General features: G+C 59.8%; 25 protein-coding genes. 3 read left to right on the plus strand and 22 right to left on the minus strand.

The window, feature by feature from the left end; all coding sequences use genetic code 11:
- Nucleotides 1-4: 4 nt before the first annotated feature.
- The 4 genes from A6U98_RS14185 to araD all read right to left on the minus strand — a co-directional run bounded on the left by A6U98_RS14185 (nucleotide 5) and on the right by araD (nucleotide 5,370).
- Nucleotides 5-1,522 (minus strand): aldehyde dehydrogenase (NADP(+)), encoded by a 1,518-nt coding sequence (locus tag A6U98_RS14185; protein WP_064650736.1) that lies wholly within the window; start codon nucleotides 1,520-1,522, stop codon nucleotides 5-7.
- Between the two features lie 178 nt (nucleotides 1,523-1,700).
- A complete protein-coding gene (locus tag A6U98_RS14190; protein WP_064650738.1) occupies nucleotides 1,701-2,411 on the minus strand; it encodes a ribonuclease activity regulator RraA in 711 nt (236 codons plus the stop codon).
- 22 nt (nucleotides 2,412-2,433) lie between these two features.
- Nucleotides 2,434-3,624, minus strand: a complete 1,191-nt coding sequence (locus tag A6U98_RS14195; protein WP_064650740.1) for a mandelate racemase/muconate lactonizing enzyme family protein — start codon at nucleotides 3,622-3,624, stop codon at nucleotides 2,434-2,436.
- Nucleotides 3,625-3,633: 9 nt separating this feature from the next.
- Complete coding sequence (gene araD / locus A6U98_RS14200; RefSeq protein WP_064650742.1) at nucleotides 3,634-5,370, minus strand: L-arabinonate dehydratase; 1,737 nt, start codon at nucleotides 5,368-5,370, stop codon at nucleotides 3,634-3,636.
- 142 nt (nucleotides 5,371-5,512) lie between these two features.
- On the opposite strand from araD, the gene A6U98_RS14205 reads away from it, so the two are divergent.
- Nucleotides 5,513-6,232 (plus strand): GntR family transcriptional regulator, encoded by a 720-nt coding sequence (locus A6U98_RS14205; protein WP_018245653.1) that lies wholly within the window; start codon nucleotides 5,513-5,515, stop codon nucleotides 6,230-6,232.
- A gap of 27 nt (nucleotides 6,233-6,259) precedes the next feature.
- Here A6U98_RS14205 and A6U98_RS14210 read toward each other — a convergent pair whose 3' ends face one another.
- From A6U98_RS14210 to A6U98_RS14240, 7 genes are all read right to left on the minus strand, one after another.
- Complete coding sequence (locus A6U98_RS14210; protein ID WP_064650743.1) at nucleotides 6,260-7,207, minus strand: 2-hydroxyacid dehydrogenase; 948 nt, start codon at nucleotides 7,205-7,207, stop codon at nucleotides 6,260-6,262.
- Nucleotides 7,204-8,838: an ABC transporter ATP-binding protein gene (locus A6U98_RS14215; protein ID WP_064650744.1), complete on the minus strand. Its 1,635-nt coding sequence runs from the start codon at nucleotides 8,836-8,838 to the stop codon at nucleotides 7,204-7,206. Before A6U98_RS14215 ends, A6U98_RS14210 begins: the two co-directional genes overlap by 4 nt.
- Nucleotides 8,810-9,757 carry an ABC transporter permease gene (locus A6U98_RS14220; protein WP_197496393.1) on the minus strand — a complete coding sequence of 316 codons (948 nt, stop codon included), beginning with the start codon at nucleotides 9,755-9,757 and terminating at the stop codon, nucleotides 8,810-8,812. The genes A6U98_RS14215 and A6U98_RS14220 overlap by 29 nt, the downstream gene beginning before the upstream one ends.
- Before the next feature lie 3 nt (nucleotides 9,758-9,760).
- Nucleotides 9,761-10,675, minus strand: a complete 915-nt coding sequence (locus A6U98_RS14225) for an ABC transporter permease (RefSeq protein ID WP_064650747.1) — start codon at nucleotides 10,673-10,675, stop codon at nucleotides 9,761-9,763.
- 158 nt (nucleotides 10,676-10,833) lie between these two features.
- A complete protein-coding gene (locus tag A6U98_RS14230) occupies nucleotides 10,834-11,709 on the minus strand; it encodes a DMT family transporter (RefSeq protein WP_064650748.1) in 876 nt (291 codons plus the stop codon).
- Nucleotides 11,710-11,983: 274 nt separating this feature from the next.
- On the minus strand, nucleotides 11,984-12,265 hold the full coding sequence (locus A6U98_RS14235) for a hypothetical protein (RefSeq protein WP_064650794.1): 282 nt from the start codon (nucleotides 12,263-12,265) through the stop codon (nucleotides 11,984-11,986).
- 150 nt (nucleotides 12,266-12,415) lie between these two features.
- Complete coding sequence (locus tag A6U98_RS14240; protein ID WP_064650749.1) at nucleotides 12,416-12,886, minus strand: NUDIX domain-containing protein; 471 nt, start codon at nucleotides 12,884-12,886, stop codon at nucleotides 12,416-12,418.
- A 428-nt stretch (nucleotides 12,887-13,314) separates the two neighbouring features.
- Here A6U98_RS14240 and A6U98_RS14245 point away from each other — a divergent pair, with 428 nt between their 5' ends.
- On the plus strand, nucleotides 13,315-13,995 hold the full coding sequence (locus A6U98_RS14245) for a redoxin domain-containing protein (protein WP_064650751.1): 681 nt from the start codon (nucleotides 13,315-13,317) through the stop codon (nucleotides 13,993-13,995).
- A gap of 53 nt (nucleotides 13,996-14,048) precedes the next feature.
- On the opposite strand, the gene ugpC is transcribed toward A6U98_RS14245, so the two are convergent.
- From ugpC to A6U98_RS14290, 9 genes are all read right to left on the minus strand, one after another.
- Complete coding sequence (gene ugpC, locus A6U98_RS14250; protein WP_064650752.1) at nucleotides 14,049-15,119, minus strand: sn-glycerol-3-phosphate ABC transporter ATP-binding protein UgpC; 1,071 nt, start codon at nucleotides 15,117-15,119, stop codon at nucleotides 14,049-14,051.
- A gap of 67 nt (nucleotides 15,120-15,186) precedes the next feature.
- Nucleotides 15,187-16,485 carry a D-tagatose-bisphosphate aldolase, class II, non-catalytic subunit gene (locus A6U98_RS14255; protein WP_064650755.1) on the minus strand — a complete coding sequence of 433 codons (1,299 nt, stop codon included), beginning with the start codon at nucleotides 16,483-16,485 and terminating at the stop codon, nucleotides 15,187-15,189.
- Nucleotides 16,482-17,435: an SIS domain-containing protein gene (locus A6U98_RS14260; RefSeq protein ID WP_064650757.1), complete on the minus strand. Its 954-nt coding sequence runs from the start codon at nucleotides 17,433-17,435 to the stop codon at nucleotides 16,482-16,484. The genes A6U98_RS14255 and A6U98_RS14260 overlap by 4 nt, the downstream gene beginning before the upstream one ends.
- A gap of 11 nt (nucleotides 17,436-17,446) precedes the next feature.
- Nucleotides 17,447-18,280, minus strand: a complete 834-nt coding sequence (locus A6U98_RS14265) for a carbohydrate ABC transporter permease (RefSeq protein WP_171816972.1) — start codon at nucleotides 18,278-18,280, stop codon at nucleotides 17,447-17,449.
- A gap of 23 nt (nucleotides 18,281-18,303) precedes the next feature.
- Nucleotides 18,304-19,221, minus strand: coding sequence for a sugar ABC transporter permease (locus A6U98_RS14270; RefSeq protein ID WP_064650759.1), 918 nt, complete (start codon nucleotides 19,219-19,221; stop codon nucleotides 18,304-18,306).
- Nucleotides 19,218-20,474 carry a sugar ABC transporter substrate-binding protein gene (locus tag A6U98_RS14275; RefSeq protein WP_064650761.1) on the minus strand — a complete coding sequence of 419 codons (1,257 nt, stop codon included), beginning with the start codon at nucleotides 20,472-20,474 and terminating at the stop codon, nucleotides 19,218-19,220. Before A6U98_RS14275 ends, A6U98_RS14270 begins: the two co-directional genes overlap by 4 nt.
- 31 nt (nucleotides 20,475-20,505) lie before the next feature.
- Nucleotides 20,506-21,465 (minus strand): BadF/BadG/BcrA/BcrD ATPase family protein, encoded by a 960-nt coding sequence (locus A6U98_RS14280; protein WP_064650763.1) that lies wholly within the window; start codon nucleotides 21,463-21,465, stop codon nucleotides 20,506-20,508.
- Nucleotides 21,462-22,256: a DeoR/GlpR family DNA-binding transcription regulator gene (locus A6U98_RS14285; protein WP_064650765.1), complete on the minus strand. Its 795-nt coding sequence runs from the start codon at nucleotides 22,254-22,256 to the stop codon at nucleotides 21,462-21,464. The genes A6U98_RS14280 and A6U98_RS14285 overlap by 4 nt, the downstream gene beginning before the upstream one ends.
- 199 nt (nucleotides 22,257-22,455) lie before the next feature.
- On the minus strand, nucleotides 22,456-23,772 hold the full coding sequence (locus A6U98_RS14290) for an alpha-glucosidase/alpha-galactosidase (protein ID WP_064650767.1): 1,317 nt from the start codon (nucleotides 23,770-23,772) through the stop codon (nucleotides 22,456-22,458).
- A 99-nt stretch (nucleotides 23,773-23,871) separates the two neighbouring features.
- Between A6U98_RS14290 and A6U98_RS14295 the strand changes: the two genes are divergently transcribed.
- Nucleotides 23,872-24,738 carry a helix-turn-helix domain-containing protein gene (locus A6U98_RS14295; RefSeq protein WP_064650769.1) on the plus strand — a complete coding sequence of 289 codons (867 nt, stop codon included), beginning with the start codon at nucleotides 23,872-23,874 and terminating at the stop codon, nucleotides 24,736-24,738.
- A 32-nt stretch (nucleotides 24,739-24,770) separates the two neighbouring features.
- Here A6U98_RS14295 and A6U98_RS37435 read toward each other — a convergent pair whose 3' ends face one another.
- Nucleotides 24,771-24,980, minus strand: a complete 210-nt coding sequence (locus A6U98_RS37435) for a hypothetical protein (protein ID WP_064650771.1) — start codon at nucleotides 24,978-24,980, stop codon at nucleotides 24,771-24,773.
- 28 nt (nucleotides 24,981-25,008) lie between these two features.
- Nucleotides 25,009-25,968: an HD-GYP domain-containing protein gene (locus A6U98_RS14305; protein ID WP_184501630.1), complete on the minus strand. Its 960-nt coding sequence runs from the start codon at nucleotides 25,966-25,968 to the stop codon at nucleotides 25,009-25,011.
- Nucleotides 25,969-25,979 lie beyond the last annotated feature (11 nt).

The raw sequence follows: 25,979 nt of genomic DNA on the forward strand, positions 1-25,979 counted from the left end.
GGTTTCAGTTGCGCAGGTCTTGCGGCAACAGGTCGGCGGGGAAATTCTGATAGGCGACGGGGCGCAAGAACCTGCGGATCGACATGGTCCCGACGCTGGTCGCACCGAAATTGGTCGAGGCCGGGTAGGGTCCGCCATGCACCATGGAATCGACAACCTCCACGCCGGTTGGGAAGCCATTGACCAGCAATCTGCCCGCCTTTCTTTCCAGGATCGGCAGCAGGTCGCGGGCAAGGCCAAGATCAGCGTCGTCCATATGGATCGTCGCGGTCAGCTGTCCTTGAAAGCTTTCGGCAAGGGCCACCATCTCTTTAGGCGAGCCGACGCGCACGACGAGGCCGAGAGGGCCGAACACCTCTTCGCTGAGCGAGTGATCGGCAAGCCAGGCCGAGCCGTTGGTCTCAAACAGGTTCGGCGCTGCGTCGCGGCCAGCATTCTCTGCCGTGAGAACCGGCGCGACCGCATTGCTTGCCCGCATCCGGTCGACACCTTCGTGATAGGCCGTGGCGATGCCTTTGGTCAGCATCGTCTGCGGTGCCGTTTTTTCAAGAGCCGACTTGGCAGCACTGGTGAACTTGTCCGCCTCCGGCCCGTCGACGACGACGGCGATACCGGGATTGGTGCAGAACTGGCCGGCACCAAGCGTCAGTGAACCGGCCCAGCCGGAACCGATTGCCTCCGCCCGGGCAGCGGTAGCAGCCGGAAGCAGGAACATCGGATTAACGCTGCCCAGTTCCCCGAAAAAGGGAATTGGCTCAGGGCGCTGGGCGCAAAGGTCAAAGAGGGCCCGTCCGCCGGCAAGCGAGCCGGTGAAGCCAACGGCTTTGATGGCCGGATGCGTCACCAGAGCCGTTCCGACATCACGGCGGCCGCCCTGGATCAGGCTGAAGACGCCGGCCGGCATTCCAGTGCGCTCGATAGCGGCTGCAATCGCCTCGGCGATGATTTCACCTGTGCCGGGATGGGCCGAATGCCCCTTCACCACGACCGGGCAGCCCGCCGCAAGCGCTGCTGCCGTATCGCCGCCGGCCGTCGAGAATGCCAGCGGAAAATTCGAAGCGCCGAAGACGGCGACGGGGCCGATCGGCCGTTGCACCAGACGGATCTCGGGCCGCGGCGCCGGTTGCCGGTCGGGTTGGGCCGCATCGATGCGAGCGTCGAGATGCGCGCCCTTGCGGATATGGTCGGCAAACAGTCTGAGTTGGCCGGTGGTGCGAGCGCGTTCGCCGTTGAGCCGGCCTTCCGGAAGCCCGGTTTCCTGCGTTCCGATGAGGGTGACGGCCTCGCCGCGCTTGTCGATCTCCTCGGCTATTGCCTCGAGGAAAATGGCGCGCTCCTCGCGTGTCGTTGCCGAAAACGCTGCAAAAGCAGCTTCGGCGGCGCGGCAGGCGCGGTCGACCAGTTCCGTTGTGCCGACAGCAAAGTCGTGTGCCTGCCCATGCGCCGGCTCGGACTGAAATGTCGTCGTTCCGGCAATCCACTCGCCGGCGATGAAATGTTTGCCTGAAGGGGTCCAGCTCATTGTTATTCTCCTCGGCGGAGCCTCGCTCCGTCCTGATTCGGTGATCCGTTGTTCAAGATGCGCCGCCCTAGAACAGAATGATTTTAGGCTTTATTCGCCTAAAATCTGAATCCTGTTCTCCATTAAATAGCTAGAGCATGATGTCGTCCGAAAACTGCTCACTTTTCGGCATCATGCTCTAGCGGCCATTCACCTTCCGCCATTCGGCAAAGAGGGTCAGATTGCTTTCGTCGGTGGCCGGGTAGAGGCCGATGATCGTATGACCTTGCTTGACGCGTTCCGTCACGAAATCCTCGTAAGCGGTCATCTCTACCGCTTCATCAGCGATCTCGTCGGCGATGTCGGCAGGGATGACGATCACGCTATCGTCGTCGCCAACCATGATGTCGCCCGGGAAGACCGCCACATCGCCACAGCCTATCGGCACATTGATGTCGATTGCCTCGTGCAGCGTCAGGTTCGTCGGGCTGGAGGGACGGTTGTGATAGGCGGGGATATCAAGGCCACCGATCGTCATGGCGTCCCGGAAGCCGCCATCGGTGACCACGCCGGCGCCGCCGCGCATCATCAGACGAGTAATTAGGATGTCGCCGGCAGAGGCTGCGCGCGGATCCTTGCGGCTGTCCATCACCAGAACAGAGCCTTCCGGGCAAGTCTCGATGGCAAGCCGTTGCGGATGTTTCGGGTTCCGAAAGACGTTCATCGCGTTCCGGTCCTCACGCGCCGGCATGTAACGCAGCGTGAAGGCCGGTCCGACCATATTGCGGCCCTTCGGCTGCACCGGCCGGACATCCTGGACCGTCTGGTTTCTCAGGCCACGCTTGAACAGCGCCGAACAAAGCGTCGCGACGGAGACACCCATCAGTTTTTCACGGGTTGCGGGGTTCATATATCCTTCTCCTCGTTCTCATTCAGACGCCGAAACTGCGCGTTTCCACGGTCCAGTCGCGGGCTTTGCCGGTCAGGCTGCAACCAAGCCCCGGACGGGCCGGCACGATCATCCGGCCGTCCTTGATCTCGAGTTCTTCGTTAAACAGTGGCGCCAGCCAATCGAAATGCTCTACCCACGGCTCATGCGCATAGGCGGCGGCCAGGTGCAGATGGATTTCCATGGCGAAGTGCGGGGCCAGGCGCATACGCTTCGCCTCGGCGTGCGTGCAGATACGCAGAAAGGGCGTGATGCCGCCGACACGCGGCGCATCCGGCTGAATGAAGTCGACCGCATCGGCCCGGATCAGCGCCATGTGCTCGTCGGCGCTTGCCAGCATTTCGCCGGTGGCGATCGGCGTGGCGAGTTCGCGTGCCAGTGCCGCATGGCCCTCGGCGTCATAGGCATCGAGCGGCTCTTCGATCCATTCGAGGTTGAGCGGCTCGACCAGCCGGCCGAAACGCAAGGCCGTCGTGCGATCCCATTGCTGGTTTGCATCCACCATCAGCGGAACACGGCCATCGATATGGCTAGTCACCGCATCAAGCCGGCGAAGGTCGATCATCGGGTCCGGCTGTCCTACCTTGATCTTAATGCCGCCGATACCGGAAGCGATCGAATGGTCGATGGCATCGCGGATTTCCTCGACGCTCGATGACAGGAAGCCGCCGGAGGTGTTGTAGCAGGCGACACTGTCGCGATGGGCGCCTAGCAGTTTTGCGAGCGGCAGGCCGGCGCGTTTCGCCTTTAGGTCCCAGAGGCAGATGTCGATGGCGGCGATTGCCTGCGTTGCAATGCCGGAGCGGCCGACCGAGGCCCCGGCCCAGCAGAGCTTGTCCCAGATGCGCGCGGTATCGTTGGGATCTTCGCCGATCAGGTTGTCGGCAAGCTCGCAGGCATGTGCATAAAGCGCAGGTCCGCCTGCCCGCTTCGAGTAACTGAAACCGAGACCGCTATGGCCGGCCTCGGAGACGATCTCGCAAAATAGAAAGGCCACCTGGGTCAGCGGCTTCTGCCGGCCCGTCAAAACCTTGGCATCGCTGATCGGCCGCGCCAAAGGCAGATAAGCGAGCGACAGGGTGACCGATCGGATGGCGTCCAGCTTGGACGGACCGGCAGCGAAGCCAGCCTTGGGAGGCTGTGCGGGAATGGTACGTCGATCGGGATCAAACATCTTGGTGCCTCAGTTGATTGCCGGTTCCGGCGTCTTGCCCCCGAATTCCGTCGTCAGGAAATCAAAGTCGCAGCCTTTGTCGGCCTGTTCGATATGGCCGGAGAACATAAAGCCGTAACCGCGCTCGTAATGCCGCGTCGGCGCCACCCAAGCGGCACGCCGCGCTGTGATCTCTTCTTCGGAAACCAGCATATTGAGGCTGCGTGCCGGAATATCAAGCTCGACCATGTCCCCCGTCTTCAGCAGCGCCAGAGGCCCGCCAACATAAGATTCCGGTGCGACATGCAGCACGCAGGCGCCGAAACTGGTTCCGGACATGCGGGCGTCCGAGATGCGCACCATGTCGCGCAGGCCGAGCTTCAACAGCGCCTTCGGCATCGGGATCATGCCCCATTCCGGCATGCCCGGTCCGCCCTGGGGGCCGGCATTGCGGAGCACGAGAACCGTGTCCGGCGTCAGCGGATAGTCGGGATCGTCGATGATCTTCTTCATCTCCGCATAGGTGTCGGCGACCAGCGCCGGGCCGCAATGGCGATGGAATTTCGGGTCGCAGGCCGCCGGTTTGATGACCGCGCCGTCGGGACACAGGTTCCCCTTGAGCACGGCCAGCGAACCTTCGTGATAGACCGGGTTCGACAGTGGACGGATAACGTCGTCATCGTAGATCTTCACCTGGTCGAGACCATCCACCAAGGGTTTTCCCGTCACGGTGATCGCGATGGGATCCAGCTTGTCGCCGAGCTGCTTCATCAGCGCACGCAAGCCACCCGCATAAAAGAAATCCTCCATCAGGTAGGTCGAACCGGAAGGCCGGATATTGGCGAGAACCGGCGTCGTGCGACCGATGCGATCGAGATCATCGAGCTCCAGCGGAACGCCGGCGCGCCGCGCCATGGCGATCAGGTGAATGATGGCATTGGTGGAGCAGCCGGTCGCCATGGCGACCGTGACTGCGTTGTCGACGGCCGCGGGAGTAATGATCTGGTCCGGCGTCAGATCCTCCCACACCATATCGACGATGCGGCGGCCGCAGGCCGCCGACATGCGCTGATGGTTGGCGTCGGCTGCCGGTATCGAGGACGCGCCCGGCAGCGTCAATCCCATAGCCTCGGCGATCGCCGTCATCGTCGACGCCGTGCCCATTGTCATGCAATGGCCGTAACTGCGGGCGATTCCGCCTTCGATGCCCTGCCACTCCTCCTGGGTGATCGTGCCGGCGCGGCGCTCGTCCCAGTATTTGAAACCGTCGGTGCCGGAGCCCAGCGTCTTGCCGGCATAGTTGCCGCGAAGCATCGGGCCGGCGGGGAGATAAATGAAGGGAATGCCCATGCTGACTGCGCCCATGACAAGGCCGGGTGTCGTCTTGTCGCAGCCACCCATCAGAACGGCGCCATCGACAGGATGGCTGCGAAGCAGTTCCTCGGTCTCCATCGCCAGCATATTGCGATAGAGCATCGTGGTCGGCTTGACGAAGTTTTCGGAGAGGGAAAGAGCAGGCAGTTCCATGGGGAAACCGCCCGACTGAAGAATTCCGCGCTTCACCCATTCGGCGCGTTCACGGAAATGCATGTGGCACGGCTGGGCATCGGACCAGGTGTTGATCACGGCAATGATCGGCTTTCCTTGCCAATCCTCCGGCGCGTAACCCATCTGCATGGTCCGTGACCGGTGGCCGAACGAGCGCTGATCATCCGGCAGCATCCATCGGGCCGACCGCAATTGCTCGTAGGTTTTCCTCGCGGTCACGGCTCTCTCCCACCTTTTCGCTTGCTTATTTCAGCGTTTGCACCAACTGATATTTTAGTTTGACATATATATCAATGGAAAGTTTGCGTTCTTGTGCATTAGGTCGTGCAAAGCTATGAATGGACTGAAAAGGACGCCTCACATGAATTCCCAGTTCGCCTCCACATTCGGCCTGACCGCGCCCGGCTTTCCGGTTGTTGCCGGCAGCACGGTCCAGCGGGTCTATGATGATCTGCGAAAGCGCATCATCACCATTCAGCTGCCGCCGGACACCACGCTGTCGCGCACCGAGCTTACGGAGACTTATGAAGTCAGCCAGACTCCGATCCGAGACGCATTGCAGCTTCTTAAACAGGAGGGTCTGGTTCGCATTTATCCGCAGTCCCGCACAGTGGTGACCAGGATCGACGTCCTGCAGATTTACGAGGCACATTTCCTTCGCGTGGCGCTGGAAACGGAGGTTTGCCGCCGCCTCGCAACCGATCCGGATCCAGATCCGAGCGTCATCACGCGCGCCCGGTCGATCATCAAGATGCAGTCGGCAGTCGCTGACGACGCCGATCAGATCGCGATCTTCCAGGAGCTCGACGAACTCTTTCACCAGACATTGTTTGCAGGCGCCAAGCGCAGCAGCCTCCACCAATTGATACGCGAGCGGTCCGGCCATCTCGAGCGCATTCGTCGTCTGCATCTGCCCGAAAAGGGCAAGATCGCGAGCATTCTCGATGGGCACCACGCCATCATCGATGCGATCGCCGCTCGCGACGAACAGGGCGCGGTCGATGCGATCCGCGAGCATCTCAGCCGCACCGTCGCAAAAGTGGAAGACATGCGGAAAGAGTTCCCGGACTATTTCGTCTGATCTGCCGCGCCGCGGGTTTTGCCGAAGTCAATTGACCGGCGTCAGCAGCGGCCTGCCTGCAAAGAAGGCGGCAACGTTGTCGACCGTCAATTGCGCCATCCTGTCGCGCGTTTCCTCGGTACCGCTGGCATGGTGGGGATAGAGCACAACGTTGTCGAGCGCTGCAAAGCGCGGATCGGGATTGGGTTCGTTGAGGTAGACATCGATGCCGGCCGAGGCGATCCGCCTTTCCTGCAAGGCCTTGATCAAGGCCGGCTCGTCGACCACGGTGCCGCGGGCAATGTTGATGAAGCTGCCCGTCGGCCCGAGCGCATTCAGCACGTCCGCCGATATCAGTCCTTCGGTCGAGGGTCCGCCAGGGGTCGCGACGATCAGGATATCGGCCCAGTCCGCCAGTTTTACCGGTGCGTCGAAATAGGCAAAATCGTTGCCGGCCTTCTTCGTCCTCCCATAATAGCCGACCGTCAGCCCGACAGCTTCGCATCGCTTGGCAATGGCCATCCCGATGCGGCCGAGGCCGACGATCCCGGCCTTCTTGCCCGACGTCGATGTCGTCAGCGGCATCATGCCCTTCTTCCCCCAATCGCCGGAGCGCACATAGCGATCGCCTTCCGGCAGGCGCCGGCGTGCCGCCAGCATCAGAAGCAGTGCCATGTCGGCAACGTCGTCGCAAAGCACCTCGGATGTGTTGGTGAGCTTGATGCCGCGCCGTGTCATCGCCTCGACGTCCATCTGGTCGTAGCCAGCCGAGGAACAGGCGGCGAGCTTTAATGCCGGCAATTTCGAAAGCAGGGCTTCGTCGATCGTCACATGGCCGTTGCAGACCAGTGCGGAAGAGATCGGGCCGGCTTTCCGCAGGAGAGCATCCCGCTCTTCGCCTTTGACAAGATCCAGCCGATGCAGCGTGTAGGTCTCCTCCAGCATTGCCATCTGATGGGGCCGGAGCGGATAGGCGACGATGACATCGGGCTTCATGCGGAAACGAGTCCTTCCTGTAGTTGGCGGGCAGCGCGTCGGGCGGCCTGGATTTCCGGATCGGGATCGAGGCTCGCGGCAAGAAGCGCCTGCGTGTAAGGGTGGGAGGGCGCGTTGAAGATCTGTTCCACCGGCCCCTCCTCGACAATCTCGCCGGCCTTCATGACGATGACGCGATCGGCGAAATCGCGAACCACCGGCAGGTCGTGTGCAATGAAAAGGTAGGACAGTCCGAATTCGCGACGCAGGCCCTCAAGCAAGGCAATCACCTGTGCCTGGATCGACACGTCGAGCGCCGAAACCGCCTCGTCGCAGATGATCAGTTTCGGCTCCATCGCAAGCGCCCGGGCAATCGCGATGCGCTGGCGCTGGCCGCCGGAAAACTGATGTGGATACCGGTCGGCCATATCCGGTTTCAGGCCAACCTTGACCAGCAACTCGGCCACCCTCTCCTTCCATCTTGCTTTCGGCAGGATATCCGGGTGAATGACCCAGGCCTCCGAAATCAACCGGAACACGCTCATGCGTGGGTTGAGTGACTGCGTCGGGTCCTGAAAGACCATCTGCAAATCGCGACGCAGCCCGAATATTTCCCTCGGGGTCATCGCAAGCAGATCGTTGCCGCGGTAGAGGACCTTTCCCTCCTGCGGATCGTCGAGGCGAACGATCGCCCGGGCAAGGGTAGATTTGCCGGAACCGCTCTCACCGACAACGGCAACCGTCTCGCCGGGCATGATGACGAAGTCCACGCCCTTCAGCGCCTGAAATGCGCCGAAACTCTTCTTCAAGCCGATGGCGCGCAGCAGCGGTTCGCCCTGCCGGTCACGCTCTTGCGCCATCGCACCCTTCCCGGGTGCGGCAGCAATCAGCTTCTTCGTATAGGCGTTCTGCGGGTTGCGATAGACTTCGGCCGCATTGCCGGTTTCGACGACGCAGCCGGAATTCATCACCACGACGCGGTCGGCTATCTCGGCAACGACGCCCAAATCGTGAGTGATCAGCAACAGGCCCATTCCGGTTTCCTGCTGCAACTCCTGCAGAAGTTCGAGCACCTGCGCCTGCACCGTAACATCAAGCGCGGTGGTGGGTTCATCCGCGATCAGGATATCGGGCTTGCAGGCGATTGCCATGGCGATCATCAAGCGCTGCCGCTGTCCGCCGGAGAACTGGAATGGATATTTTCGCATCGCAGCCTGCGGATCGCTTATGCCGACGCGCCTGATCAATTCGAGCGCCCTTGCGCCGGCGCGTTCGGCCGGCTGGCCATGCGTCGTCATCATCTCGGTGATTTGCCAGCCGACCGGGTAGACCGGATTGAGGTGGGCGAGCGGGTCTTGAAAGATCATGGCGATCTTGGCGCCGTTGATCGAGCGCCGCTCCTCGGTCGTCATTTTCAGCATGTCGCGGCCGTTGAGGAGAATGGTGCCGCTGGTGATCTTGCCGGGTGGCATGTCGATCAGGTTCATGATCGCCGAGGCTGACACGGATTTGCCCGAACCGCTTTCCCCAAGGATCGCCAGGGTCTCGCCGCGATCGAGATGCCAGCTGACATCCTGCACCGCCTTGACGGTCCCGCTCGCGGTGTGGAACTCGACCGAAAGGTCACGCACTTCCAAAAGATGTTCGGCCATTTTTCCTGCCCCTCATTTCAAGGCGCCAGCGTTGCGTCGGATCGAGTGCGATACGCAGCCAATTGGACAGTAGGTTCAGCGACAGTGTCGTCAGAATGATTGCAAGGCCCGGCCAGAAGGAAAGCCACCAGGCATTGGTGAGATAGGGTCGTCCTTGAGCAACCATGAGACCCCAGGTGATCTCCGGCGCCTGAATGCCGATCCCGAGGAATGACAGGGAGGATTCCGCCAACATGACGAAGGCGAAATCCAGCGTCGCGATGGTCACGAGCGTGGGGAAGATCACTGGCAGGATGTGATGGAAGACAATGCGCCAGTACGATGCTCCCATGACCTTCGCCGCCTGCACGAACATCCGCTCGCGCACTTCCAGCACTTCGGCGCGCGTGGTGCGCAGATAGATGGGAATGCGGGTGATTGCCAAGACGAGGACGATATTGGTGACCGAGGGCTCGAGCATGTAGAGCACGATCACCGCCAGAAGCAGCGACGGAAAGGACATGATGACGTCGCCGAGGCGCATGATCCATTGAGCAGCAGAAGAGCGGCTGTAACCCGCCACCAGACCGAGCCCCGTGCCGACGACGGATGATGCGAGCACGGCTGCCGCGGCAACCAGGATGGTATTTTGCGCCGCCACGATGACGCGGGCAAGAAGCGGCCTGCCCAGCGCATCGGCGCCGAGGACATAAAGCATTCCGCGGGTGATATCGAACGGCGGCGCGTTCCGGCCCCGCAGGTTCTGCTTGGTGGCGATGGCCTCCAGCAGGAACGGGCCAAACAGCGCACAGAGCAGAACGATCAACAGGAACAGCGCCGCGAAGAAAGCGAGCTTGTCCGCCCACAGCATCGTCAGCCAGCGTCCGATCGGGCCGCTTGGTTTTTTCTCGGCGAGGATTTGTGTGTCGGCCATCGTCATCGCTCAATACCGGATGCGCGGATCGAGCAGCGCATAGGCAATGTCGATCAACAGGTTCATGATGAAGATCGCCAGTGCCGAGACCATGATGACGGCCAGCACGACGGCGAAATCGCGAAGCAAAATAGAATCGATCATCAGCTTGCCGATTCCCGGAAAGCCAAACACCGTTTCGACGACAACGGCACCGTTCAAGATGGCGGCCGCCTGGTCGCCGATGACTGTGATCACCGGCAGCATTGCGTTGCGCAGTCCGTGAATGAAGATGATTGAGTTCGAACGGACCCCCTTGGCGCGGGCCGTCTTCACATAGGCGGAAGACAGAACACTGATCATCGAGCCGCGGACCACCTGAAGGATGAGGCCGAAAGGCCGGATGAACAGCACGCTGACCGGCAGGACCCAGTGCCAGAAAGTTCCCGTTCCCGATGTCGGCAGGACATGCAGTTTGACGGCGAAAATGACGATCGCCACGATGGCCAGCCAGAAATCCGGCGCCGCAGCGCCGATCAACGAGAAGAAAGTGGCGAGACGGTCGAAGACGCCGCCGACGCGAAACGCCGCGAGCGAACCGATGACGATCGCGGCGACCGTGACCAGCGCCATGGTGATGACAGCCAGCCAGAAGGTCCAGACGAAGGCCTCCAGCACGACATCCATGGCCGGACGGGCCTGTCGCAGTGATTGACCGAAATTGCCCTGGACGAGATCCGAGACATAACGGCCGAACTGGATGATCAACGGATCGTTGAAACCGTTCATCTCACGGAATTGCTGGCGCATTTCCGTGGTCGCATCGATCGGCAGATAGAGGTCGGTCGGATCGCCCGTCAGCCGGGACAGGAAGAACACGATGACGATAAGCACCACGAGCGATACGCCACTGGCGATCGCGCGCTTGCCGATGAAACTCTTCATGCCACTCCTCCCGAGTGAACCCCATGGGGTCGTGATGTCCGGTTTCGTCTTCGTCTGTGCTGACTGTCATACCCCTCCGGCAACAGGCACGGTTCCAAGACCAGTCGCTATAACTGAAATATTAGTGCATCTAAAATTTTTGTGAACCCCAAAAATGATCAGGGCTTATCAACCGGCGGCTTGCGTCGCCATGTCAGGCCGCGCGTTCCGATAATGGCCGCGCCGATAATCACCGCCGCTCCGATCCACGTCTGTGCGGCGGGAACTTCCGCGAAAAATGAGAAGGCCATGATGGCCACGACGGGCAGTCGGAGAAAGTCGAGCGGTGCCAGAACGCTTGCGGTCGCCATACCGAAGGCGCGTGTGATCAGCGTCATGTTGAGTGCGCCGAGTGCCCCTTGCATGGCAAGCAGCCCGAGTTGGCTCCAGGTCGGCATTGACCAGACCGGCAGCATGACGATCAGGCCAAGCGGCACCGTCGTTGTCAGATTCCATGCAACCAGCCGGTCGGCACTATCCCTCAACGCCATCCGCCGCAGCATCAATTGGCTGGCCGCCGTCAAAACCGCTCCTGCCAGCGCAAAAAGCAGCCATTGGTCGAAACCGGACGCTCCAGGGCGAATGATGATCATGACGCCGACAAAACCTGCGACAATGCCGGCCACGCTGGAGAGGCCGACATGTTCCTTGAGCACAAGCCACGCACCGAGAACGAGAAACATAGGCATGGTGAAATTGATTGCCGTGGCATCGGCGAGTGGCGCGTGCGCAAAGGCGACAAACAATGCGACCAGCGAGGCAAGCTTCAGGCCCGCGCGCACGACATGCAGAACACGATAGGGAGAGGCTTTCAGGTCGACCCGTGACACGATCCAGGGCGTGACGACAAGAAGTCCGAAAAACGACCGGAAAAAGCCGATCATCAATGGATGCACCTCGCCGGCCAGCAAACGCACGATGACTGCGTCGAGACTATTTAAAAAAGCGGCGGCGACCATCATGCATACGGCAAGGCCTGTGCGACCAGGCTGCATCACGCTTCTCCTGATCGAACAAAGGTGAACCCCGCTATATCGGCCATTCGATACAGCTGTGCGTTGAACCGGCAATCCATTGGAAATAAAGCCTTCCGGGCGTGTATGCTGATCTCCGGGCTCCCGACGGTTTGCCGCGGCCGAGACCGCTCGTTCTCACCAGAGGCCGGCAGCATCCGTTATCTCCGGCGCGGATTAACGGCTTTATCTCAATCCATCAGCCGCCGTCCACACTGACAGAGCACAATGCTTAGAGGGCCGCTCTCACCTCCCGCTAGTGAAGCACTCCGTTCGTTTTTGCCCGGTTCGAGAATTGGTGGACGAGCATGATGCCCTGCTCAAGGAGCAACTCGGCTGCCTGGAGATCGCGCGGCGTGAGATCGCCGGATAGTCCGCGGATCGTATTGGCGACGCAGATGGAGTTGGCGACGAAGCGGGTGTCGCCCTCACCTTCCGCCTCTTCGGCCGTCGCTTCCAAGGCGTCGGCGACGGTGTCGAGCAGGCTCGAGCGTTCGACAAGCGTCATGTCGTTCAGGGTTTTGGAAATGCCGTTCATGATTGTCTCCTCGCGCGTGCCCAAGGCGGATCGCAGCTCCAATTTCTCGATTTCAGTCACATGGCGGTGACTGTCAGATAGGATCGTTATCTTCAGAAGCAACTCATGGCTGCCGCGCACCTGACGCATAGTGCAGCCAGATAGGACGGCTTAGTCACCAACTTCGGGCCGAATAAGGCCGGTAAGCATTGGTCGCTGCCCTTTCAAGAGCTTTATGGCTGCGTCGGTGAGAGAAAACCAACCCGCACGATCAACCTCCGGAAAGCACTGTACCCGGCCTGACCGTGGCGGCCATTCCATTTGAAATTCGCAACTCTGTATCGCATTCACGTCCAGTACCGGATCGGCTTCGATCGACCACGCGACAACTATCTTTCCGCCAGGTTGTCGGTATTCGCCCAACGGTGTGAACCTGCCATCGACTGCCACACCCAGCTCTTCGGCAGTCTCCCTTATTGCCGCCGCGAGCTCATCTTCTCCAGGCTCGACCAGCCCCTTCGGGATCGACCACGCAGCCTCGTCTTTCCTGACCCAGAAAGGACCACCCGGATGGACGAGAAGAACTTCGATCTCCCCGGAAACGCGCCGGTATATCAGAAGTCCGGCGCTACGGATTACCATCGTCTTGCGCCCTTCTTGCGTCGATCACGAGGCCAGGCATTCCTCACAGATGCCGCAGCCGTCATCGTCCATCCACCGACGCCGGCGCTTGCAGCAAAGACAAGCAGCGCTGTCGGGTTGTTCCTTCAAGTCTTCCGGAGGAATGATCTCGATCGTCGTGTCGAATAGAGTGTCAGCCACAAGCTCCGCCATCTCGTTGCTCCATTAGTCTGTTCTAAATAAGATAGGAACGGCGATCGATACCGGCAAGCTCTCGACGACGTCAGGCGGTTTCAAGGAAAGGGTCAACTTCGACGCCGGTCGAAGCGGCAAATCGCTTGTCGAACCACATTCGGCGATCTCTGCGTCGAACGCTGGGCCTTCTTGCGACAAGTGATATAGTTAAATTTCGGTCGTCCAGCTGGACGATGCGACAAAGGAATTATTCCATGGGAGACCAGAAGCGCCCGCTGCAACCAGGAGAAACCGCCCCCGCCTTCGCACTGGCCACGGCCAACTTCGAAGGAACGATCTCTTTCGCCGACTTGAGCGGTCGCCCCTTCGTGATCGGGTTTTTTCGCGGGCTGCACTGCCCGTTCTGCCGGCGCCAGTTAGAGCAGCTTGCCGGCGTACAGCCGACCCTGCGCGCCGCCGGCGTGGAAACTGTTGCCGTTATCAACACGCCGGTGGAACGTGCCCGCCTTTATTTCCGCCACCGGCCGACGCCGATAACGCTTCTGTGTGACCCGGATTGCCGCACGCACCGGGCCTACGGTGTGCCGCATGGCGAGTTCCTGCCGGAAGGGAGCTGCGAGCAGCCCGAATGGCCCTATGGTGCAACGATGGCGCAATTCCAGGCGGCACGCATCAACCCCACGGGCGAGCTGCCGGAACCGCTGCACCCGATGGAAGCCAACGTCGTACTCAACGCCAAGGACCGGTTTGAGCTTGACGAAGCCGATAATGTGATCTTCGCGAACCACGCTACCCAGCTCGTCGGTCACTTCCTGGTCAATGCGAACGGCACCATCGGCTGGGCACAAATCGAGGCGCTCGACGGTCCCAACAGCCTCTCGATCTTCCCGACCGCAGCGGAGATCATCGCCGCCGCTGGCAGCCTTGGACGCTGAACTGCAGCGAACCGTCGGCATGTTACGTTCCGCCGGTCCGGAAAATCATCACGTTAGACGGACCTCAACCGCTTCTCGGTTTTTGCGTCGAACAGATGTAGTTTGCTAAGGTCTGGGAGAATGGCGATCTGATCGCCGGCGCGCAGATCAAGGCGCTCTCTTACGGTCGCAACGAGGTGATCGGCGCCAAACTTCGTGGTTATCTGGATCTCCGCACCGGTAGGCTCAACGAGAACGACCTCAGCGGCAACAGGACCGTGTCCGATTGTGAGATGTTCGGGGCGAATGCCGTAGATAAGCTGCGCGCCGCGTTCCAATGACGCTGCTTCCGGCAGCGGCAACCTGCCTCCGCCGTCCACGATCAACTCCGGCGGCCCCGACGTGCTGACCTGGCCTCGAATAAGGTTCATCGCCGGCGAACCGATGAAGCCCGCCACGAAAAGGTTTGCCGGCCGGTCGTAGAGATCGAGCGGCGAGCCTATCTGCTCGACGAAGCCGTCCCGCATCACAACAATTCGATCGGCCATCGTCATCGCCTCGATCTGGTCGTGGGTGACGTAGATGGTCGTTGTCTTCAGTCGCTGATGCAGTTGCTTGATTTCCGAACGCATCTGCACCCGCAGCTTCGCGTCCAGGTTCGACAAGGGTTCGTCAAACAGGAAGACCTGCGGATTTCTAACGATGGCACGGCCCATCGCCACACGTTGGCGTTGGCCACCCGACAGATTTTTCGGATATCTGTCGAGCAGATGCTCGAGCCCCAGAATTTCAGCGGCCGCTCGAACACGCTGCCGGGTCTGCTCCTTGGGTGCTTTCGCCAGCTTCAGCGAAAAACCCATATTCGCCTCGACTGTCAGATGCGGGTAGAGCGCGTAGGACTGGAAAACCATCGCGATATCGCGTTCTTTTGGCGCGACATTGTTCACGACCTTGCTGCCGATCGATATCCGGCCAGCTGAAATCTCTTCAAGGCCGGCGATCATCCGCAACAGTGTCGACTTCCCGCACCCGGACGGACCAACCAGGATTACGAATTCGCCGTCTTGGATATCGATATCCACCCCATGCAGAACCTCGAAGTGACCGTAGCTCTTGCGGGCATTCGCCACACTTACTGACGCCATAACTTTCTCCGGCTGAATATTGGTTTCTTCGGGACGCAGCCGCTCGTCTGACACGGCTGTTTATTGCTCATCGGCTTGCCGTGGCGGCTGAATAAGGCGTCAATACCGAGTCGATCGCAGCAAGGCAGAGCTCGCGGGCCTTCGGAGCGACCCGCTTTGACACCACGTCAGAATAGAGTCGGCCGAGATATTGGCTGATCAGAGTTTCGGGAATTTCATCGGGGAGCCGGCTGAACAATTCACTGACCGCGGCGGATGCGCGAGGATCCGGCCAGTAATAGCGAATTCGATCACTATAGCTGAAATGCCGTTGCAGTCGCTCCTCATCGGGACTGCCGCCATAGTGGCCCGCCCAGCTTGCCGGTTGCTCGACCATGATTTTTTCCATGGTCGTCACCAGTCCGGTTCGCGGCGCCCTCCCTGCAAGCACGTCAGCGATCGCATCGAGACCGTAGAGTGCTTCGCGCAGCGCGAAAGTCAGGCCCGGTCCGACCTTGAGGATTGCAAATCCGCCGTCAACGAGAGCAGACAAGGCTTCGGCCGGTTGGTAGTCGGTGGAATGTGCTTCGAAAACCAAGCCCGGCATGTCGTCCAGCGAACGAATGAGGCTCTTGGCCCGTTCGGGCTTGTAGAGCGCCACGTCCGTGTTGCCAAATTCCACGCCCGGCTGAACCACGATCCCAATGACCCGCTCCATCGCCGACGTCAAACCTGCTTCGGCAAACGACGCCCGGTGAACCGCCAGGGTTTTCATCGCCGCATCGGCCCGGGTAATTTCGATTTCTTCGAGTGCGTGCGTCGCACCACCCGGAGGCGGCACCTCGGTTCCGATGATATAGACCGGCGGACGGCGGCCTGCACGAAGAGCGGCCTCCTCAGCGGTCTTTGCCAATCGGGCGGCGCGCGCCGCGGTCAATTCGTCATCGAGCGCCGTTGGTTCACCCGCACAGCCCATCGACGTGTCCAGGTGGATCTTTTCGAACCCTGCCTCGACATAGGCCGTCACCATAGCCGCGGCGCGCAGCATTGCCTCCTCGGCCGCCAATTTTCTCCATGGGTTGGGACCGAGGTGATCGCCTCCGAGGATAACGCGTTCGGCCGGAAAATCAGTCGCTGCGGCGATATCCTCGATGAACCGGCGAAAGTCCGCCGGCGTCATCGCGGTATAGCCGCCCTCCTGATTGACCTGATTGCAGGTGGCTTCGATGAGGACCGCCCGTTGCTCCATGCCGGCACGTCGAAGCGCTGCCTCGATGATCAGCGGATGCGCCGAGCAGACCGAAGTGACGCCATGGGGAAAGGGCAGGTTTCGGGCACCGAAAAGCTTACGCAGCGCGACCTGGCGGTTCTCGTCGATCCTCGTCATGCGAGCGTTACAACCTTCGTCAGGTGACGAGGGGAGACCGTGTCGATTTGCCGAGCCTGCGCGGCGCGTTCGCCGAGGACCTGCAGCGCCGGAAGGACAACGAGACCCGCAAGCGACAGATCGACATCAACGGCGAGTTCCAGATCGCCTGGACCACCCACACCGATGACGACCGCGCCTTTTTCTCTCAGTTCTCCCACCAGTTTCGTCTCCGCCTCCCTCTGGTCGGAGCTGTACAGCATGACCGCAACCGTCTTCCCGTCAACGAGGCTGATCGGCCCATGACGGTATTCCAGCGGATGGAAGGCCTGAGTCATGATCTGGCTCATTTCCATGAGCTTGAGCGCTCCTTCCAGGGCGACGCCGAAGAGGGGCCCCCCACCGAGAAAGACGAAGTGCGACCGGTCGGCAATAATTCCAGGAAGTGCCGCATCGAGAGCGCTCGCGAGCTGGCGGGCGGAATTCACGACAGAGGCCGGAACCTTCTGCCCGATCATCTGCAAACCGAGAAGGACCATGAGGCTCGCCGATACCGTCATGACGATCCCTTCGTCCGGATGCGTTTCGGCCGAGACCATCCGATCGCAATTTCTCGCCAGAGAGCTTTCCGGTTCGACGGTTATCGCCGTCACGAAGGCGCCGGCGGCCCGACTTGCCTTTGCTGCGGCGACTGTTTCCGTCGTCTCGCCGCTGCGGGAAAGCGCAACGACGTGCGTGTTGCGCCACTCCGGCCAGAAGGCCGATGGCCGGTTTTGCCATTCGGCGCCGGGGACCGCGATTGCCTTGCGTCCGGCCATATTGGCATAGGCTGCCAGCGAGAGCGCAAGATTGAAGGATGTGCCGCAGCCGACGAAGACGAGCAGCTCCGCGCGGTCGTCGGCTGAATTCAATTCAATGGCCTTCTCCCAGTAAGGAAATTGCTCGAAAATAACCTTTTCGGTCGTGTTCATGAAGTCTCCGATTATTTGACTGAACCAGCCAACAGGCCGCTGACGAGGTAACGGTTGAGGAAAATGACGACGAGGGCGGGGATGACGATGGCGATCGATCCGCTCGCGGTGATGAGGCCGTAGTCGATGAAGTTCTTCGTTACGAATTCCGGAATCAGAACCGTTAGGGGTTTCGTTGCCTGCGGCGAAAAGATGAGCGGTACGAGATACTGCCCCCAGGCACCCAGAAACGTAAGGATTGCCGCTGCCGTCAGACCCGGTCCGGCCAGCGGCAGGACGATGTTGAAGAAGATGTAGAGCCGGCCTGCTCCGTCGAGTTGCGCCGCCTCTTCCAGTGCGATCGGAAGAGCTTCAAACACGCTGCGCAACAGCCAGAGCGACAGGGGCAGGAAGGCCGATACATAGATCAGCGAAACACCCACATAGGTATCGACGAGATGCAGCTTGATCATGATCTGATAGAGCGGGATCAAGACAGCGTAGGCGGGAATGGCCAAAGTCGCGACGACAGCGATAAAAAGCACTTTCCGGCCAGGAAACTGAAGCCTGGTGAACGCGTACGCTCCAAGAGAGGATATAGCGACGCAAAGCAGCGTGGCAGCGATGGATGTCACCACGCTATTGAGCAACGCGGCACGGAACTGTTTGAACACCTCCACACCCCCAATCCGCGCAATATTGATGCCGAGCAGCCGGGAGTAGTGATCGAGCGTAAAGTGCTGCGGAAAGAAGTTGATCGGTCGGGTCGAAAAGTCTTCGCTGGGCGTAACCGAACTCGCGATGGTCCAGTAGATCGGCCCTAGAGACCAGATCAACAGGACGACGACACCGGTCCAAATCATCATTCGATAGGCAATAGTAGATCTCATCAGTCGAACCGTGTGTTGCGATAGACACGAAGGACGTAGACGAGCGAAATCAGCAGAGACACGAGAGTGATCACGACCGATAGCGCCATGCCATACGAGAAGCGGAGATTCTGGAAGGTTTCGAGGTAGATCTGGACGAGCACCGGTCGGGTCTCGAGGCTGGCACCCGCCAGAACCCAGGCCTCGTCGAAGAGATTGAAAGCGTTCACGGTTGCGTTCGTCATGGCGACAGCGATCGCACTGCGAACCAGCGGAAGGGTTACCCATCCGAACATCTGAATGCGCGTGGCCCCATCGATCCGCGCAGCCTCATAGAGGTGCGCAGGGATGCTCTGCATCGCGGCAAGGACGATGACGATAGTCAAAGGCATCATGCGCCAGACATGGACGACCGTTACGGCGACGATGGCGCTGGTGCGATCGTTGAACCAGACATGATTTTCGAACGGGAGCCCGAGTGCGGAAAGAATACCGTTCAACAGACCCGCGCCCGGTTGATAAATCCAAAGCCAAATGACCGAATTCACAACGCCGGGCAGCGCCCAGGGCAAGATCACCGCTGCGAGAACCCACTGCCGCCCGACCTTGATCTGATTGATGAGAGCGGCGGCAAGAACGCCGAACACGGTTTCGGCGGCAACAGCCAGAACAACGTACATGAGCGTGTTGCTCCAGGTCGTCGCGAGCTGGCCATCCGACAGCATTCGGCTGTAGTTCTCAAGACCGACGAATGGCGTGCCGGCCTGCATGGGGTTGACCCTGTGCAGGCTGTCCCAGACGGTTCTTCCCATCGGGTAGAAAACCAAAGCTGCCATCGTGATAATGATGGGCGACACCAACAGCAAGCCGAGTGTGGCGTCGGCGTTGAAGCCGACCCCACGTTTGCTCGTGGCCCCTTCGGACGCCAAAGCTGTCATTGCGCCATTGCCTGCTTGGCGGCGGAAGCGATAGCCTCCATCGCCTGGTCGACACTCATCTGTCCCTTGGCAGCGCTATTGATCGCCGTGTTTACACCGCTGGAAAATTGCGGGTACCAAGGCGGCGTGCCTTGCGGGAACAGCGGCTCAACCGTCTTCGACTGCGCCACCAGAGCGTCGCCGCTGTTCAGCTTTCCGGACTCGTTGAGTTCGGAAAGCGCCGACGTGCGTGTCGGCAGGAAGCCGTTCACGGCATTCTTCTTCTGGAAGTCCTTGCTGGTAAACCATTTGACGAAGGCGATCGCCGCCTCCTTGTTGGGAGAGACGTTTGGAATAGCCAACGCTTCCGGAAGGCCGAAACTGCGCGTTTCACCGCTTGCCGTCGGCACGAGGATCGCTTCTACCTGGCCGGCGACTTTCGACTGCTTGGGGTCGTTCATCTGGCCAAGACGACCAGGCTCACCGGAGATCATGATGCTGGTGATGCCCTGCGCGAACATGCTCTCATTGATCTGGCTGTCCTTCAGGCCGGTAGATGCCGGATCGACCAGCCCTTCCTTGAGGAGCATCAATTCGAAAGCAAGCGCCTTGTAACCAGCCGAATCCGGTGAGGTGAACAGCGGATTGAAGTCCTTGTCGAAGAGTTCGCCACCGAAGGCCTTGGTCAGCAAGTACCAGCTCGTTGACGCGCCTTCGGTTGCTGAAACCGGCAGGCCGATCGGATACTCGACAATGCCCTTTTCCTTGATTTTCTTGGCTGCAGCGACCAGGGCGTCCAATGTTTTCGGCATCTCGGTGATGCCTGCATCCGCGAAATGCTTCTTGTTGACGAGCATCACCCGGAAGTCGTTGGTGTAGGGAATTCCCAATAATTTTCCATCAACCGTGAAGATCTTGGCAACGCCGATATCTTTCACGGTGTCGGCGTCGATCACGTCGTTGAGCGGCATATACCAACCGGCTGCGCTGAACTGACCGGTCCAGGACCAATCGAATTCGGTCACATCCGCTGGCGCTGTCCCGGCAACCAAGGCTGTCACCAGCTTCGGGCGGATGTCGTCCCACGACAGGGTCTGCAGGTCGACGTGAATGCCGGTTTCGGCCTCGAAGTCAGAGGCGATGTTCGGTCCCTGCGGCGATGGCATGAGCACCGTGATCGACTGGCCGGCAAGCGGCTTGGCGTCCTGGCCAAGAGCAGGTACGGCGATTGCCAGGGCTGCTGATGCAAGTAGAGGCAAGATCAATTTATGCATGTTCCCATCCTTCATTATTCTTGAGCTCAATTCACTGGGATGCGCAGTCACCGCCTTCGGCCGTGGCCACGATTTGCCCGAACCAGCCGTCGTCTGATGGCCAGTCGAGAAGTTGGGCGGCAGCCAGGAGCGCGCCGCCAATCGGGGGAAGTCTCGGCAAAGCCGCAGGCCTGCCAATACGGCGTTCAAGCGCCTCCAGAAGTAGCTGGCTCGAAAAAGTACCGCCGGCATAGGTCCAGTTGGCATCCGGATTACAGTGGCCGGCAATTGCCGCATGATGCTTCGCGAGTTCATCGGCCGCCTGCTCGATCAACCCGACGGCCCCTTTATCGCCGCCAAGTGCGACCTTATCGACGAGGGCCGAAATCGCTGCAATGTCCGCCCGTTCATTCGCCAGGGAACTGGCCCAATCACCGAGCCCATTCATGGGATTGCGCGGGTCAATGCCAAGGTGGTCAAACAGGGCCTTTGCGAGAGCCGTTGCCGGAGCACGCCCGTCCAGGCTTTGGCTGACGAGGTTGAGCGCCCTCTGCCCGATCCAATGGCTGCTACCCTCATCACCGATGAGATCCCCCCAGCCGCCGGTGCGCGCCGACTGGCCTTTGGAATTACGCGCCCATGCCATTGAACCCGTGCCGGAAAGAATGAGGATACCCGGCTCGCCCGCAAAAGCACCGAGGTGCGCCGCGTCGACGTCGTTGAGGACGCGCCGGTGGACGTTTGGGAACAGGCGCTCGATCGCATCGCGCTGTAGAGCCGACAGGCGTTCGACCTCCCCGTAGGCTGGCAGCGCTGCGGCGACGGCGGCTAGATTTCCTTCATCGCGAAAGGGAAGGAGATGCTGCTCCAGCTCCTGGAGCCAATTCGGATTGTCCATGGGATTGACGCCATGGCCTAGCGAACGCCGCAATATCCGGCCGCGCTTGTCCGCGAGGGCAACCAGCACCTTGCTTCCACCACCGTCGATGCCGAGGATCAGCGCGTCGCTCACTCTTTTACCCTCAGATCGGCGATCGTTGCGTCAACACCGAAGTTGACAAGCTCCTCGCGCCAATGCCGCGAAAGCCCGGAATCGGTAATGACTTTCGCGGTATCCAGCGGCGCGACCTTGTAGGTCGCCGTGGTTCCGAATTTCGAGGAATCGGCCAGGACGAAGCGATTGGCCGACCGAGCCAGCATGCGCCGGTTGAGGCTCGCTTCCGCACTGTCCACGCTATAAATCGCACCGTCGGAACTAATGGCGCTGGCGCCAAGAAAGAGCTGGTCGAACCATAGTGTTTCTAGCATTGCCTCCGCCTGAGGTCCGACGAGCGACGCATTCTCGCTACGCAGCTGACCGCCGAGAAGCACAACTTCCAAATTCGGAATATTCAGGAATTCCTGCGCTACCGTCAGGCCATTGGTGAATATCCTGAGCGGCATGGGGTTGATGCGAACGAGGCGCGCAAGCTGCAGGACGGTCGTTCCCGCGTCGAGAAAGATTGCCGTACGCGGATGAAGCAGATCGTAGGCTGCGGTGGCAATCGCCCGTTTGGCCGATAGATGGCGCTTTTCCCGCTCCTGAAATGCAACCTCAACCGATGATCCTTCGGCAATGCGCGCTCCACCATGCACGCGATCAATGGCCCCCTCCTGCTCGAGGATCTGCAGGTCTCTACGAACCGTGGCAAGCGATGCTCCGATCGCATCGGCAAGGGCCTGGATGGTCGAAAAGCCGTTCGCGTAGAGGTGGCTGCGAATGGCGTCCAGCCGATCGACCTTCACTCCGACTGCCTGGCTCAACGAAAACCTCCCTCACGATCGATCTCAAGTTCGGTCACATTTTCATTTCAAATGATCAGTGTCAATCAATTTTCTGACGTTTTTTGATTTATTGGATGAAATCTGGAAATGAAAAAGACGCGCCGTGAATTCACGGCGCGTCTAAAACGAATGAACTGCCATCCGCACCGGTGCTTGTGGCTGGTTTATCCGTGGGATCTCACTGATATCTCGGCAACAAATCGCCGTGCGCGTCGATCAGGTCGTCGACAAGGTTCCAGATTTGGTCTGGAGACAATTCCGCAGATGTGTGCGGATCGAGCAGAGCGGCCTGGTAGATGCGCTCGCGGTTTCTTGTGAGAGCCGCCTCGACCGTCAACTGCTGAACGGAGACGCTCAAGTTCATGACGGCGGAAAGCTGCGAGGGGATCCGACCAATCCGGACCGGCTGAATTCCGTTTCTGTCGACATGGCAAGGTACTTCCACGATGCATTCATCGGGCAGATTCTCGATCAGGCCGTTGTTTGGGACATTGCCGTATATCAGCGCCGGGTTGCCGGTGACCGCGGCATGAATGATGCCGGCCGCGTATTCGTTGCTGCGGCACACCTCGATCGGCTTGTCGCCTTCCAGTTCCTTGCGCAGGGCATGCCACTCTTTGATCTGCACTTCGCAGCGCCGGATGTATTCGTCCAACGGAATATTGAGCTGATCGATCAGATCCCCTCGTCCCTCCTTGATGTACCAGGAGGTATACTCGGAGAAATGCTCGCTGGATTCGGTGACGAAGTGGCCGAGCCGTTTGAGCACATCGAACCGCACGCGATCGTCCGATGGAACGCGGCCATCGGCGGCGAGCGCGTTCAGTCTCGGATAAAGGTCTTCCCGCCGCCCGTCGCTATGAACTTTCTCATATTTCAGGAAGAAGGCGACGTGGTTGATCCCAGCCGAAACATAGTTCACGTCGGCAATGTCCTCGCCGAGGCATTGCGCGAGATGCGCGGCTGTGTGCTGCACACTGTGACACAAGCCGACGGTGCGGATTTCCGGGGCCAGATCCTTGATCGCCCAGCAGTTGATGGCCATCGGGTTGACGTACTGCATCAGAAGAGCCTGCGGGCAAACCTCCTGCATGTCTCGGCAGATCGCCTCAAGGACTGGTATCGTCCGCAAACCGCGGAAAATGCCGCCGATGCCAAGGGTGTCGGCGATCGTCTGACGCAAGCCGTATTTTTTTGGAATGTCGAAGTCCGTGACGGTAGCCGGTTTGTAGCCACCGACCTGCATCATGAGGATCACGAAATCGGAACCGCGCAGCGCTTCCCGTCGCTCAAGCGTGGCGTCGATCCTGACGTTTGAAAGCTTAAGCGACTCGCAGATCCGGCGAGCGACGATCTCTGACGTCTTCAGTCGCTCTGGATCGATATCGAAGAGGCTGATGACGTAGTCGCCGCCTCTCTGCGAAGACAGGACGTCTCCCAGAATGTTCTGTGCAAAAACGGTGCTACCAGCGCCTACCAGGCAAATCTTCGGCATTGCAATCTCCCTATCGGTTGTGATTGCTTACTGCTCCTTCTAGATCAGAATTTCTTCCTGGCATCGGCCTATTAATTCCGGAATTCGAGTCTGAGACACATGAAACATCCCCAAAGCCGTGGCGAATGGATTGGATCCCGAGGCGAGTTCCTGATCGAGCGCCACATCGCTGATGCGATGGCCGCACCGCATTGGCACGACCACGTTGAAATAAACCTGCTCATGGCCGGCCAGATGACCTACCTTTTTAATGGAAGGCAGGAACAGGTGGAGGCCGGCCGCCTGGTTTTATTCTGGGCCGCAATTCCGCATCAGACGATCGCTGTTAGCGAAAACGCGCCGCTGGTGTGCCTCTATCTTCCTCTTGTCGATTTCCTGGGTCTGCCGGTGGACAGGAAAGCAAGGCAGTCGATCATGCAGGGGAGATTTCTGGCGCAGGCAAATCAGGAAACGATGGATGCATTGACCCTCCCACGATGGGAAAAGGAATGGCAGTGCGGCAGTGCGGCAAGACGAAAATTGGTCGTGGAAGAAGCACGACTGCGAATACGACGTCTGATCCTGGACAATGCTGAAAGCGACAATTCGCCAACCCATGTCTCTCCGACATCGTTGGCCGGCCAGGCGGTGCGACACGTCGAGCTGCTGATCGACCTCATCAATTCCCGCTACGCAGATCCGGTAAGCGTAGCCGACCTCGCAAAACTCGCGGGCATGCATCCAAGCACCGCCAACAGCGCTTTCCGAAAGGTTTTGGGAATATCAGTCAACGAATACCTGACTCGACATCGGATTGCGCGGGCGATGCAACTGCTGACGGACACGGACGATCCGGTCCTCCAGATCGGCTTTGACTGCGGGTTTGGTTCCAGCAGTCGCTTCTACGAGATTTTCAAGGAGCGAACGGGTACGACCCCCCGTCATTTCCGGGAAGCTGTGAACTCCAAGAACACTCCAGCGTCCTAACAGACGAGGTCGTGATGGCTCTGGGTGCTCACCTATTTCGGCTCACTACCTGAGCAGATGCGTGCGGCTTGCGCTTCGACCTCACGCGGATCCAGTGTCGCCGTTTGGTCCCGACGATAGGTCTCGGCGGAAATCACCGCGAGGCATCGATCAAAATCGGAGGGACGGATGAGGATCGCGCCACCAACGATGATCGCGGAAAGCAAGATCGCCCCTGCCAGCAAAATATCACTTCTGACCATGTTCCCCCAGCGCGACCGCCGTACGGCTCTAGTGGAGCGTGCCGCTGATTACCATTTTTGACACGAATGCGGAAAGAAGCTGGCTATCGAAATGGCCCGGCGAATTCATCATCATGTTGATCGCCTCTGCTTGTGAGAAGGCGCGCTTATACGGCCTGATCGTGGTCAGCGCTTCGTAAACGTCACAAATCGCCGCAAGCCGGGCGACGTAAGGGATCTTCTTTCCGGCGAGCCGACCAGGATAGCCCGAGCCATCGAATTTTTCGTGGTGGTAGCGACAAATGTCGAGCACCGGCTTCGGGACATGCGCGACCCGAGAAACCAGCTCATATCCCCGCTGAGGATGCCCGCGGACAAGATCCATTTCCTCGGCCGTCAGCTTACCGGGTTTTGTCAAAATTTCGTCCGGGAGCGCCATTTTTCCAAGATCATGAACCAGTCCACCCAGTCCCAATGCCCGCACATCCTCTTCTCCATGACCGAGGCTGCGCCCTAGGGTGATCATCAACGCGCTAACCGCCAGCGAGTGGAGGAACGTCAGTTCATCTTTTTCCTTCAGCTTTGCGACTGCGATCAGCGCGCCGGCGTTGTCGAAGGCTGCCGACATGATCCGCTCCACAGCTGCGCTTGCCGCATCACTGGCAAAAGAGGCTTTGATCCTGGCGTGGGCAAGCATTTGACGGATCTGCGGTCTCGTATCCTCGACGCATTCCCTCGCCTGCTTGATATCCTTTGCCGAAAACACCGCACGAAGCTGGGCGTCAAACGCAGCCCGGTCGATGTCTTGTGCCCCGCCCGGATCGACATCCGCGCCTTTTCCGACGTCGATAACGACCGTCATCAGGCGGTTTGCCATCAAACTCTCGACCTGACCGGCGGCCGAGATCAGGAACGGCTTGAACCGGCGTGTCCTGTCTTCCCCCTCGATTTCGACGTCCTCGACATACATTCCTACCCGCAATTGGCTGACATGTATCCGTTTTCGCATCTCTGATCCGT

Origin of the sequence: Rhizobium sp. WYCCWR10014, from assembly GCF_001657485.1 — a bacterium.
Classification (GTDB): Bacteria; Pseudomonadota; Alphaproteobacteria; order Rhizobiales; family Rhizobiaceae; genus Rhizobium.

Bases quoted from the DNA above. Each gene is read 5' to 3' on its own strand.
- A6U98_RS14205 (WP_018245653.1), top strand. From the start codon at position 5,513: ATGAATTCCCAGTTCGCCTCCACATTCGGCCTGACCGCGCCCGGCTTT.
- A6U98_RS14270 (WP_064650759.1), bottom strand. From the start codon at position 19,221: ATGACAGCTTTGGCGTCCGAAGGGGCCACGAGCAAACGTGGGGTCGGC.
- A6U98_RS14195 (WP_064650740.1), bottom strand. From the start codon at position 3,624: ATGTTTGATCCCGATCGACGTACCATTCCCGCACAGCCTCCCAAGGCT.
- A6U98_RS14305 (WP_184501630.1), bottom strand. From the start codon at position 25,968: ATGCGAAAACGGATACATGTCAGCCAATTGCGGGTAGGAATGTATGTC.
- A6U98_RS14240 (WP_064650749.1), bottom strand. From the start codon at position 12,886: ATGGTAATCCGTAGCGCCGGACTTCTGATATACCGGCGCGTTTCCGGG.
- A6U98_RS14220 (WP_197496393.1), bottom strand. From the start codon at position 9,757: ATGACGATGGCCGACACACAAATCCTCGCCGAGAAAAAACCAAGCGGC.
- A6U98_RS14190 (WP_064650738.1), bottom strand. From the start codon at position 2,411: ATGAACCCCGCAACCCGTGAAAAACTGATGGGTGTCTCCGTCGCGACG.
- A6U98_RS14260 (WP_064650757.1), bottom strand. From the start codon at position 17,435: ATGAACACGACCGAAAAGGTTATTTTCGAGCAATTTCCTTACTGGGAG.
- A6U98_RS14245 (WP_064650751.1), top strand. From the start codon at position 13,315: ATGGGAGACCAGAAGCGCCCGCTGCAACCAGGAGAAACCGCCCCCGCC.
- ugpC (WP_064650752.1), bottom strand. From the start codon at position 15,119: ATGGCGTCAGTAAGTGTGGCGAATGCCCGCAAGAGCTACGGTCACTTC.
- A6U98_RS14235 (WP_064650794.1), bottom strand. From the start codon at position 12,265: ATGAACGGCATTTCCAAAACCCTGAACGACATGACGCTTGTCGAACGC.
- A6U98_RS14185 (WP_064650736.1), bottom strand. From the start codon at position 1,522: ATGAGCTGGACCCCTTCAGGCAAACATTTCATCGCCGGCGAGTGGATT.
- A6U98_RS14225 (WP_064650747.1), bottom strand. From the start codon at position 10,675: ATGAAGAGTTTCATCGGCAAGCGCGCGATCGCCAGTGGCGTATCGCTC.
- A6U98_RS14215 (WP_064650744.1), bottom strand. From the start codon at position 8,838: ATGGCCGAACATCTTTTGGAAGTGCGTGACCTTTCGGTCGAGTTCCAC.
- A6U98_RS14295 (WP_064650769.1), top strand. From the start codon at position 23,872: ATGAAACATCCCCAAAGCCGTGGCGAATGGATTGGATCCCGAGGCGAG.
- A6U98_RS37435 (WP_064650771.1), bottom strand. From the start codon at position 24,980: ATGGTCAGAAGTGATATTTTGCTGGCAGGGGCGATCTTGCTTTCCGCG.
- A6U98_RS14230 (WP_064650748.1), bottom strand. From the start codon at position 11,709: ATGCAGCCTGGTCGCACAGGCCTTGCCGTATGCATGATGGTCGCCGCC.
- A6U98_RS14255 (WP_064650755.1), bottom strand. From the start codon at position 16,485: ATGACGAGGATCGACGAGAACCGCCAGGTCGCGCTGCGTAAGCTTTTC.
- A6U98_RS14275 (WP_064650761.1), bottom strand. From the start codon at position 20,474: ATGCATAAATTGATCTTGCCTCTACTTGCATCAGCAGCCCTGGCAATC.
- A6U98_RS14210 (WP_064650743.1), bottom strand. From the start codon at position 7,207: ATGAAGCCCGATGTCATCGTCGCCTATCCGCTCCGGCCCCATCAGATG.
- A6U98_RS14265 (WP_171816972.1), bottom strand. From the start codon at position 18,280: ATGATGATTTGGACCGGTGTCGTCGTCCTGTTGATCTGGTCTCTAGGG.
- A6U98_RS14290 (WP_064650767.1), bottom strand. From the start codon at position 23,772: ATGCCGAAGATTTGCCTGGTAGGCGCTGGTAGCACCGTTTTTGCACAG.